At 69.5% G+C, this 9,786-nt stretch carries 10 protein-coding genes; 8 read left to right on the top strand and 2 right to left on the bottom strand.

Annotation, left to right across the window (positions count from 1 at the left end; all coding sequences use genetic code 11):
- The 3 genes from rpsG to tuf all read left to right on the top strand — a co-directional run bounded on the left by rpsG (position 1) and on the right by tuf (position 4,044).
- Positions 1-471 carry a 30S ribosomal protein S7 gene (gene rpsG, locus ACFC1R_RS01135; RefSeq protein ID WP_030457432.1) on the top strand — a complete coding sequence of 157 codons (471 nt, stop codon included), beginning with the start codon at positions 1-3 and terminating at the stop codon, positions 469-471.
- A gap of 39 nt (positions 472-510) precedes the next feature.
- A complete protein-coding gene (gene fusA, locus ACFC1R_RS01130) occupies positions 511-2,616 on the top strand; it encodes an elongation factor G (protein ID WP_375930685.1) in 2,106 nt (701 codons plus the stop codon).
- Positions 2,617-2,850: 234 nt separating this feature from the next.
- Positions 2,851-4,044 carry an elongation factor Tu gene (gene tuf / locus ACFC1R_RS01125; protein WP_045304580.1) on the top strand — a complete coding sequence of 398 codons (1,194 nt, stop codon included), beginning with the start codon at positions 2,851-2,853 and terminating at the stop codon, positions 4,042-4,044.
- A gap of 90 nt (positions 4,045-4,134) precedes the next feature.
- On the opposite strand, the gene rfbC is transcribed toward tuf, so the two are convergent.
- Positions 4,135-4,725 (bottom strand): dTDP-4-dehydrorhamnose 3,5-epimerase, encoded by a 591-nt coding sequence (gene rfbC, locus ACFC1R_RS01120; RefSeq protein ID WP_375930682.1) that lies wholly within the window; start codon positions 4,723-4,725, stop codon positions 4,135-4,137.
- Positions 4,722-5,597 carry a glucose-1-phosphate thymidylyltransferase RfbA gene (gene rfbA, locus ACFC1R_RS01115; protein ID WP_375930679.1) on the bottom strand — a complete coding sequence of 292 codons (876 nt, stop codon included), beginning with the start codon at positions 5,595-5,597 and terminating at the stop codon, positions 4,722-4,724. The genes rfbC and rfbA overlap by 4 nt, the downstream gene beginning before the upstream one ends.
- An 81-nt stretch (positions 5,598-5,678) precedes the next feature.
- On the opposite strand from rfbA, the gene rfbB reads away from it, so the two are divergent.
- The 5 genes from rfbB (at position 5,679) to ACFC1R_RS01090 (ending at position 9,784) form a co-directional block, all read left to right on the top strand.
- On the top strand, positions 5,679-6,665 hold the full coding sequence (gene rfbB / locus ACFC1R_RS01110; protein WP_375930676.1) for a dTDP-glucose 4,6-dehydratase: 987 nt from the start codon (positions 5,679-5,681) through the stop codon (positions 6,663-6,665).
- Positions 6,662-7,528, top strand: coding sequence for a dTDP-4-dehydrorhamnose reductase (gene rfbD / locus ACFC1R_RS01105; RefSeq protein ID WP_375930673.1), 867 nt, complete (start codon positions 6,662-6,664; stop codon positions 7,526-7,528). The genes rfbB and rfbD overlap by 4 nt, the downstream gene beginning before the upstream one ends.
- A 199-nt stretch (positions 7,529-7,727) precedes the next feature.
- Entirely contained in the window at positions 7,728-8,093 is a 366-nt protein-coding gene (locus tag ACFC1R_RS01100; RefSeq protein WP_375930670.1) for a DUF2304 family protein, read from the top strand.
- A complete protein-coding gene (locus ACFC1R_RS01095) occupies positions 8,090-8,890 on the top strand; it encodes a glycosyltransferase family 2 protein (protein WP_375930667.1) in 801 nt (266 codons plus the stop codon). Before ACFC1R_RS01100 ends, ACFC1R_RS01095 begins: the two co-directional genes overlap by 4 nt.
- 9 nt (positions 8,891-8,899) lie before the next feature.
- Complete coding sequence (locus ACFC1R_RS01090) at positions 8,900-9,784, top strand: glycosyltransferase family 2 protein (RefSeq protein ID WP_375930664.1); 885 nt, start codon at positions 8,900-8,902, stop codon at positions 9,782-9,784.
- Positions 9,785-9,786 lie beyond the last annotated feature (2 nt).

Raw genomic sequence — 9,786 nt, 5'->3', positions numbered from 1 at the left:
ATGCCTCGTAAGGGCCCCGCCCCGAAGCGCCCGGTCATCATCGACCCGGTTTACGGCTCCCCGCTGGTGACCTCGCTGGTCAACAAGATCCTGCTGCACGGCAAGCGCTCCACCGCCGAGCGGATCGTCTACGGCGCCCTCGAGGGCGTCCGTGAGAAGACCGGCGCCGACCCCGTGGTCGCCCTCAAGCGCGCGCTTGAGAACGTCAAGCCGACCCTTGAGGTCAAGTCCCGCCGCGTCGGTGGCGCCACCTACCAGGTGCCGGTCGAGGTCCGCCCGGGCCGCGCCAACACCCTGGCGCTGCGCTGGCTGGTCGGCTACTCGCGCGCTCGTCGCGAGAAGACCATGACCGAGCGTCTGCTGAACGAGATCCTGGACGCCAGCAACGGTCTGGGCGCCTCGGTCAAGCGTCGCGAGGACACCCACAAGATGGCCGAGTCCAACAAGGCCTTCGCGCACTACCGCTGGTAGTCCGTACCCCGTCACTAGACAGAGAGAGAACGAGCCACCATGGCTGCAACCTCCCTTGACCTCGCCAAGGTCCGCAACATCGGGATCATGGCGCACATCGACGCGGGCAAGACCACCACCACCGAGCGGATCCTGTTCTACACCGGTGTCTCGTACAAGATCGGTGAGGTCCACGATGGCGCTGCCACCATGGACTGGATGGAGCAGGAGCAGGAGCGCGGCATCACGATCACGTCGGCCGCGACGACCTGCCACTGGACGCTGGACAACAGCGACCACACCATCAACATCATCGACACCCCGGGCCACGTCGACTTCACCGTCGAGGTGGAGCGTTCGCTGCGCGTCCTCGACGGTGCCGTGACGGTGTTCGACGGTGTTGCCGGTGTCGAGCCCCAGTCCGAGACCGTGTGGCGGCAGGCTGACCGCTACGGCGTCCCGCGCATCTGCTTCATCAACAAGCTGGACCGCACGGGCGCGAACTTCTTCTTCTGCGTCCAGACCATCGTGGACCGCCTCGGCGCGACCCCGCTGGTCATGCAGCTCCCGATCGGCGCGGAGTCCGACTTCGTCGGCGTCGTCGACCTGGTGAAGATGAAGGCCCTGGTCTGGTCCGCCGAGGCCACCAAGGGCGAGATGTACGACACCGTCGACATCCCGGCCGAGCTGGCCGAGCAGGCCGCCGAGTACCGCGAGGCCCTGATCGACACCGTGTCGAACATCAGCGACGAGGTGATGGAGCTCGCCCTCGAGGGCGAGGACATCCCCGAGGAGCTGCTGGTCGCCGCGATCCGCCAGGGCACCCTGAACTCGGACTTCACCCCGATCTTCTGCGGCACCGCGTTCAAGAACAAGGGCGTTCAGCCCCTGCTCGACGCCGTCGTGAAGTACCTGCCGTCGCCGCTGGACATCGAGTCCATCAAGGGCCACAAGCCCGGCGACGAGTCGGTGGAGATCGCCCGCAAGGCCTCCGACGACGAGCCGCTGGCCGCCCTCGCGTTCAAGATCATGTCTGACCCGCACCTGGGCAAGCTGACCTTCGTCCGCGTGTACTCCGGCCGCCTGGAGTCCGGCACCTCGGTGCTGAACTCCGTCAAGGGCAAGAAGGAGCGCATCGGCAAGATCTACCGCATGCACGCGAACAAGCGTGAGGAGATCGAGTCGGTCGGCGCCGGCGACATCATCGCCGTCATGGGTCTGAAGCAGACCACCACCGGTGAGACGCTGTCGGACGAGAAGAACCCGGTCATCCTGGAGTCCATGGACTTCCCGGCCCCGGTCATTCGCGTCGCCATCGAGCCCAAGTCCAAGGGTGACCAGGAGAAGCTGGGTGTTGCCATCCAGCGTCTCGCCGAGGAGGACCCGTCCTTCCAGGTCAACACGGACGAGGAGACCGGCCAGACCATCATCGCGGGTATGGGCGAGCTGCACCTCGAGGTGCTGGTCGACCGTATGAAGCGTGAGTTCAAGGTCGAGGCCAACGTCGGCAAGCCGCAGGTCGCGTACCGCGAGACGATCCGCAAGGCCGTCGAGCGCATCGACTACACGCACAAGAAGCAGACCGGTGGCTCCGGCCAGTTCGCGAAGATCCAGATCGCGATCGAGCCGATCGAGTCCGGCGAGGGCTACGAGTTCGTCAACAAGGTCACCGGTGGCCGCGTGCCGAAGGAGTACATCCCTTCGGTCGACGCCGGTTGCCAGGAGGCCATGGAGTTCGGTGTGCTCGCCGGCTACCCGCTCCAGGGTGTCCGCGTGACCCTGCTCGACGGTGCCTCGCACGACGTCGACTCCTCCGAGCTGGCGTTCAAGATCGCCGGTTCGATGGCCTTCAAGGAAGGCGCCCGCAAGGCCGGTCCGGCCCTGCTGGAGCCGATGATGGCCGTCGAGGTCACCACGCCCGAGGACTACATGGGCGATGTGATCGGCGACATCAACTCTCGCCGTGGCCAGATCCGGTCCATGGACGAGCGTCACGGTGCCCGCGTCGTCACGGCGCTGGTCCCGCTCTCCGAGATGTTCGGCTACGTCGGTGACCTGCGCAGCAAGACCTCTGGTCGCGCAAGCTACTCGATGCAGTTCGACTCGTACGCCGAGGTTCCGCGGAACGTGGCGGACGACATCATCGCCAAGGCCAAGGGCGAGTAAGGACCGGCGCGAGCCGACTCCTTGCTTGCGGTCCGAGTACGTCCCGGCTTTCGGGACGAATCAGACCCCTTAGGCTATTAGGAGGCAAACCTGGGGGGATCCACCCAGATCCCCCCAGGGCCTCCGGCCCCAATCCGCGGGACGGCATGGAGTGCGACGAGCACTCCGTACCAAACCCGATCAAAGACCAACTGACGTCGTACGGCGTACAGAACTGTCCTCAGGAGGACTGCAGTGGCGAAGGCGAAGTTCGAGCGGACGAAGCCCCACGTCAACATCGGCACCATCGGTCACATCGACCACGGTAAGACCACGCTGACCGCGGCGATCACCAAGGTGCTGCACGACGCGTACCCGGAGATCAACCCCTTCACGCCGTTCGACCAGATCGACAAGGCGCCGGAGGAGCGTCAGCGCGGTATCACCATCTCGATCGCGCACGTCGAGTACCAGACCGAGGCGCGTCACTACGCCCACGTTGACTGCCCGGGTCACGCGGACTACATCAAGAACATGATCACCGGTGCGGCCCAGATGGACGGTGCGATCCTCGTCGTCGCCGCCACCGACGGCCCGATGCCGCAGACCAAGGAGCACGTCCTCCTGGCCCGCCAGGTCGGCGTCCCCTACATCGTTGTCGCCCTGAACAAGGCCGACATGGTGGACGACGAGGAGATCCTGGAGCTCGTCGAGCTCGAGGTCCGCGAGCTCCTCTCGGAGTACGAGTTCCCGGGCGACGACCTGCCGGTCGTCCGCGTCTCCGCGCTGAAGGCGCTGGAGGGCGACAAGGAGTGGGGCGAGAAGCTCCTCGGCCTCATGCACGCCGTCGACGAGGCCATCCCGACCCCGGCTCGCCTCACCGACCAGCCGTTCCTGATGCCGATCGAGGACGTCTTCACGATCACCGGTCGTGGCACCGTCGTCACCGGTCGTATCGAGCGTGGCATCCTCAAGGTCAACGAGACTGTCGACATCATCGGCATCAAGGAGACCAAGACCACCACCACGGTCACCGGCATCGAGATGTTCCGCAAGCTGCTCGACGAGGGCCAGGCCGGTGAGAACGTCGGTCTGCTGCTCCGTGGCATCAAGCGCGAGGATGTCGAGCGCGGCCAGGTCATCATCAAGCCGGGCACCGTCACCCCGCACACCGAGTTCGAGGCCCAGGCCTACATCCTGTCGAAGGACGAGGGTGGCCGCCACACCCCGTTCTTCAACAACTACCGCCCGCAGTTCTACTTCCGTACCACGGACGTGACCGGCGTTGTGACCCTCCCCGAGGGCACCGAGATGGTCATGCCGGGCGACAACACCGCCATGTCGGTCGTGCTGATCCAGCCGATCGCCATGGAGGAGGGCCTCAAGTTCGCCATCCGTGAGGGTGGCCGCACCGTCGGCGCCGGCCAGGTCACCAAGATCGTCAAGTAATTCCGACGCTCTGACCTGAGCCCTGCACCGCAGGCTCGACGAGAGGGCCTCCCCGTCCACCAGGACGGGGAGGCCCTCTCGCGTTTCCCGCTACCGGCTCGCGGTGTAGGCCTTGCAGGCCCGGTAGTCGGGAAGCAGTCCGCCGGCGAGTGCCTCGGCGAGGCCGGGTGCGGCCTCGTCCTTCGCGGAGAGCTGCGGAGCCTCGGCCGGCCATTCGATCGCCAGCTCGGGGTCGAGCGGATGGACGCCGTGCTCACCGGCCGGGTTGAAGGTCTCCGAGCACAGGTACGAGAGCGTGGCGTCGTCGGTCAGCGCGCAGAAGCCGTGACCGATCCCCTCCGGAACGTAGACCGCGCGGCGGTCCACGTCGTCCAGCCGGACCCCCTCCCAGCGGCCGAAGGTGGGGGAGCCCACCCGCAGGTCCACCAGGACGTCGAGGACCGCGCCGCGCACGCAGGTCACGTACTTCGCCTGGCCCGGCGGCACGTCGGCGAAGTGGATGCCGCGCACCACGCCCCGGGCCGAGACCGAGAGGTTGGCCTGGGCGAGGCGCAGCGGGTGGCCGACCACCTCGGCCAGCCGGTCGAAGCGGTACCACTCGGTGAACAGGCCGCGCGGGTCGCCGTGCAGCTGCGGGGTGACCTCGAAGACGTCCTCGATGGTCAACTCGCGGAATTTCACTGGGAGTTCTCCTCGTCCAACAGGTCCAGCAGGTACTGGCCGTACCCGCTCTTGAGCAGTGGTTCGGCCAGCGTGCGGAGCTGGGCGTCGTCGATCAGTCCGGCGCGCCAGACCGTCTCCTCCAGGCAGCCGATCTTCAGGCCCTGGCGCTCCTCGATCACCTGGACGAAGTCGGAGGCCTGCATCAGCGAGGCGAAGGTGCCGGTGTCCAGCCAGGCGGTGCCCCGGTCGAGCCGGGTGACGTGCAGCTCGCCGGCCTTCAGGTAGGCCTCGTTGACCGCGGTGATTTCCAGCTCGCCGCGCGGGCTGGGGTGCAGGCCGCGGGCGATCTCCACCACCCGGTTGTCGTAGAAGTACAGTCCGGGCACGGCGTAGCGCGACTTGGGGAACGCGGGTTTCTCCTCGATCGAGATCACCTGGCCCTCCTCGTCGAACTCGACCACTCCGTACGCCCGCGGATCGGCGACCTGGTAGGCGAAGACCAGGCCGCCGGTGAGTTCGGTGTGGTCGGCCAGCCGGGTGCCGAGCCCGCTGCCGTGGAAGATGTTGTCGCCCAGGATCAGCGCCACCGGCTCGTCGCCGATGAACTCGGCGCCCAGCACGAAGGCCTGGGCGATCCCCTCCGGACGTTCCTGGACGGCGAACTCCAGCCGCAGTCCGAACTGGGAGCCGTCGCCGAGCAGTCGGCGGAACTGGGCCTGGTCCTCCGGGGTGGTGACGATCAGTATCTCGCGGATCCCCGCCATCACCAGCGTGGAGAGCGGATAGTAGATCATCGGCTTGTCGAACACCGGCAGGAGCTGCTTCGAGACCGCGCGGGTGAGCGGCCACAGTCGTGAACCGGTGCCCCCCGCCAGGAGAATTCCTCGCATGTGAGGCAGGTTATGCGTCCTGGTGCGCGAAGTCGCTACATGATTTCGCCGATCTTCACCGGGAGGTACACTTCCCGCACTATGCGCATCCTCGTAACCGGCGGTGCCGGGTTCATCGGTTCGGAGTTCGTCCGGTCGCAGCTCGGCGCGGACGGCGGGGCCAGGATCACCGTCCTGGACAAGCTCACCTATTCGGGCGTGGAGGCCAACCTCGCCCCGGTGGCCGGGCATCCCGGGTACGTCTTCGTGCAGGGCGACATCTGCGACCCCGAGGTGGTCGACGGTGTGATGCCGGGTCACGACGTGGTGGTGCACTTCGCCGCCGAGTCCCACGTGGACCGGTCGATCGCGGGGGCGGGCCCGTTCGTGCAGACCAATGTGATGGGCACTCAAGTCCTGCTGGACGCCGCGCGGAAGCACGGTGTGGCGCGATTCGTCCACGTCTCCACCGACGAGGTCTACGGATCGATCGCCGAGGGGTCCTGGACGGAGGACTGGCCGCTGGCCCCCAACTCCCCGTACTCCGCGTCGAAGGCGGGGAGCGACCTGCTGGCGCTGGCCTACCACCGCACGCACGGCATGGACGTGGTGGTGACCCGCTGCTCCAACAACTACGGGCACTACCAGTTCCCGGAGAAGGTCATCCCGCTGTTCACCACCAACCTGATCGACGGGAAGAAGGTGCCGCTGTACGGCGACGGCGCCAACATCCGCGACTGGCTGCACGTTTCGGACCACTGCCGGGGCATCGACCTGGTCCTGCGCGGTGGCCGGGCCGGGCAGGTCTACAACATCGGCGGCGGCACCGAGGTCACCAACAAGGAGCTGACCGGCCTGCTGCTGGAGGCGGCGGGCTGCGGCTGGGAGATGGTCGAGCGGGTGCCCGACCGCAAGGGGCACGACCTGCGCTACTCGCTGGACATCGGCCGGATCCGCACCGAGCTCGGCTACGAGCCGCAGGTCTCCTTCGCCGACGGGCTGGCCGGAACCATCGACTGGTACCGGGAGAACCGGGCCTGGTGGGAGCCGCTCAAGGCGGGCCGCAAGCCCGCGGTGGTGCAGGGGTGACCCGCTGGCTGGTCACGGGTGCGGGCGGGATGCTCGGGCGGGACCTGCTGGAGGTGCTGGCCGGGGAGCAGGTCACCGCGCTCGACCGGGCCGCGCTCGACATCACCGACGCGGGGGCCGTCCGAGCCGCCGTCGCCGGGCACGACGTGGTGGTCAACTGCGCCGCCTGGACGGACGTGGACGGCGCCGAGAGTGCCGAGGAGGCCGCAACCGCCGTGAACGGCACGGCGGTTGCCGGGCTGGCCGGGGCCTGCGCGCACAGCGGCGCACGGCTGCTGCAGGTCTCGACCGACTACGTGCTGCCCGGCGACGCGGAGCACCCGTACCCCGAGGACGCCGCCACCGGGCCGCTCAACGCGTACGGGCGCGGCAAGCTCGAAGGGGAGCGCGCGGTGGCCCGGCTGCTGCCCGGGGCCGGGTACGTCGTCCGCACCGCCTGGCTGTACGGCGAGCACGGGCGCAACTTCGTCACCACCATGCTCTCGCTGGCCGGCCGTCAGGAGAGCGTCCAGGTCGTCGACGACCAGTTCGGCCAGCCCACCTGGTCGTACGAACTGGCCCTGCGGCTAGCCGAGTTGGGGCGCTCCGCGACCGCCCCGCCCGGGGTCTACCACGGCACCGCGGCCGGACGGGCCAGCTGGTACGAGCTGGCGCGGGCCGCGTACGAGCTGGCCGGCCTGGACCCGGCGCGGGTGCGGCCGACGGACTCGACGGCCTTCCGCCGTCCGGCGGCCCGGCCGGGCTACAGCGTGCTGGGCCACGCCCGGTGGGCCGAGGCCGGGCTGCCGCCGATGCCGCAGTGGCGGGAGTCGCTGGCCAAGGCGCTCCAGCGGCCCGCCTTCCAGGCACTGAGGGCCGGGTAGAGCGCGAGGGGCTCCCGCGCGCCGCGCCGCGCGGTTCCCCGCGCGCCTCCCCGCGTGCCTCCCCGCGCCCGTCCTGCGGCCTTCCGCACCAGGGATCGTCCGCACCCGGACGGGTTCACCCGTTCGCCGCGTTACCTCGAATCCGTGACCGGCGTTCCCCTTCCGGGGACCGCTCTGGCCACGGAAGGCAGCAACGGCTGTGCAACTCTCGACCCTCACCTCGATCACCGGCATCGTGGTGCTGGCCTACATCCTGGAACTGCTCCGCAGGCAGCAGCTGCGCGAGAAGTACGCGGCCATCTGGCTCTGCATCGGCCTGGTGGTGGCCCCGCTCGGGTTCTGCCCCTCGCTGCTGGACTCCACCGCGCGCAGCGTCGGGGTGGCCTCCGGGGTGAGCCTGGTGCTGTTCGCCGGGTTCGTCCTGGTGCTGCTGGTCAGCCTCCACCTCAGCTGGGAGGCCAGCCGGCTGGAGGCCAAGACCCGCACCCTGGCCGAGGACGTCGCGCTGATCCGGTCCAGGCTCGCCGAGCTCCCGGACGGCGCCGAGGGCGGAGGGGCCCGGTGACCCCGGACGGCCGACGTGTCCTGATCATCCTCCCGGCCTGGAACGAGGCCGACGGGCTCTGCGCCGTCCTCGGCGAGATCAAACGGCAACTGCCGTACGTGGAAACCCTGGTGGTGGATGACGGGTCGTCGGACCGGACCGCCGAGGTCGCCGCGGCCGCGGGGTCGGCGGTGGCCCGGCTGCCGTTCAACCTCGGGGTCGGCGGTGCGATGCGGCTCGGCTACCGCTACGCCCGCGAGCACGGCTACGACGTGGCCGTCCAGGTGGACGCGGACGGTCAGCACGACCCGGCCTACGTCCCCGCCCTGCTGGCCCACCTCGGCGAGGCCGACCTGGTGATCGGCGCCCGCTTCGACGGCGAGGGCGAGTACCGGGCGCGCGGCCCCAGGCGCTGGGCGATGGGGCTGCTCTCGGTGATCCTCTCCCGGCTCACCCGCACCCGCCTCACCGACACCACCTCCGGATTCCGCGCCTGCAACCGCCCGTTGATCGAGTTCTTCGCGCGCTGGTACCCCGTCGAGTACCTCGGCGACACCGTGGAGAGCCTGGTCGGCGCTGCCCGCTGCGGCTTCACGGTCCGCCAGGTCCCGGTGGCGATGCGGGCCCGCACCACCGGGCGGCCGAGCGCCTCACCCGTCAAGGCGATGATCTATCTGGTCCGGGCCGGCCTGGTGCTGCTGCTCGCGGTGATCCGGCGGATGCCCGGCGAGCTGAAGGAGCTGGCGCCCGGCTCACCCTCCTACGCCGCCTACCTGGAAGAGCAGTTGGCGCGGCGTCAGCTGGCGGCGGAGGGGTGAGGGAGCGCGATGTCCCGCTTCGAGATCACCCTGCCCTACTACGGCGACGTCGCCCTGATGCAGGCCGCCGTCCGCAGCGTGCTCGCGCAGGACGGCACCGACTGGCGGCTCACCGTGGTGGACGACGGCCGCGAGCCCGGCGTCCCCGAGTGGTTCGGGCGGCTCGCCGACCCCCGGGTCCGGTACTACCGGAACGAGCGCAACCTCGGGGTCACCGGCAACTTCAACCGCTGCGTCGACCTCGCCGAGTACGAGTACCTGGTCCTGATGGGCAGCGACGACCTGATGCACCCCGACTACCTCTCCGTCGTCCGCCGGGCCGCCGACCGGGAGCCCGGGGCCGCGATGATCCAGCCGGGCGTCCAGGTGATCGGCAGCGACGGACTCCCGTACGACACCCTCGCCGACCGCGCCAAACGCAGGCTGTACGCCCCCGGAGGGCCCGGGCGCGCCCTGCTCGGCGGCGAGCGGCTGGCCGTCAGCCTGCTGCGCGGCAACTGGCTGTACTTCCCCTCCGTCTGCTGGCGCACCGAGGCCGTCCGGCGGTTCGGTTTCCGGGCCGACCTCGGGGTGATCCAGGACCTGGCCCTGGTGATCGACCTGCTGGTGGCGGGGGAGGGCCTGGCCACCACCCCCGAGGTCTGCTTCGGCTACCGGAGGCACGCGGCCAGCGAGTCCTCGGCCACGGCGTACACCGGACACCGCTTCGAGGAGGCCGAACGCTTCTTCCGGGAGACCGCCGACCGGCTCGCCGCCCTCGGCTGGCCGCGCGCCTCCCGGGTCGCCCGCCGCCACCTCTCCTCCCGCCTGCACGCCCTCACCCTGCTGCCCGCCGCCGCCCGCCACGCCGGCGCCCCGGGAGCGGCGGCGATGCTCAGGCACGCCCTCCGGTAGCA

This window comes from Kitasatospora sp. NPDC056138 (genome assembly GCF_042264695.1).
Classification (GTDB): Bacteria; Actinomycetota; Actinomycetes; order Streptomycetales; family Streptomycetaceae; genus Kitasatospora.
Note: the sequence above shows the minus strand (reverse complement) of the source record. Positions and strands in the feature narration are given on the sequence as shown.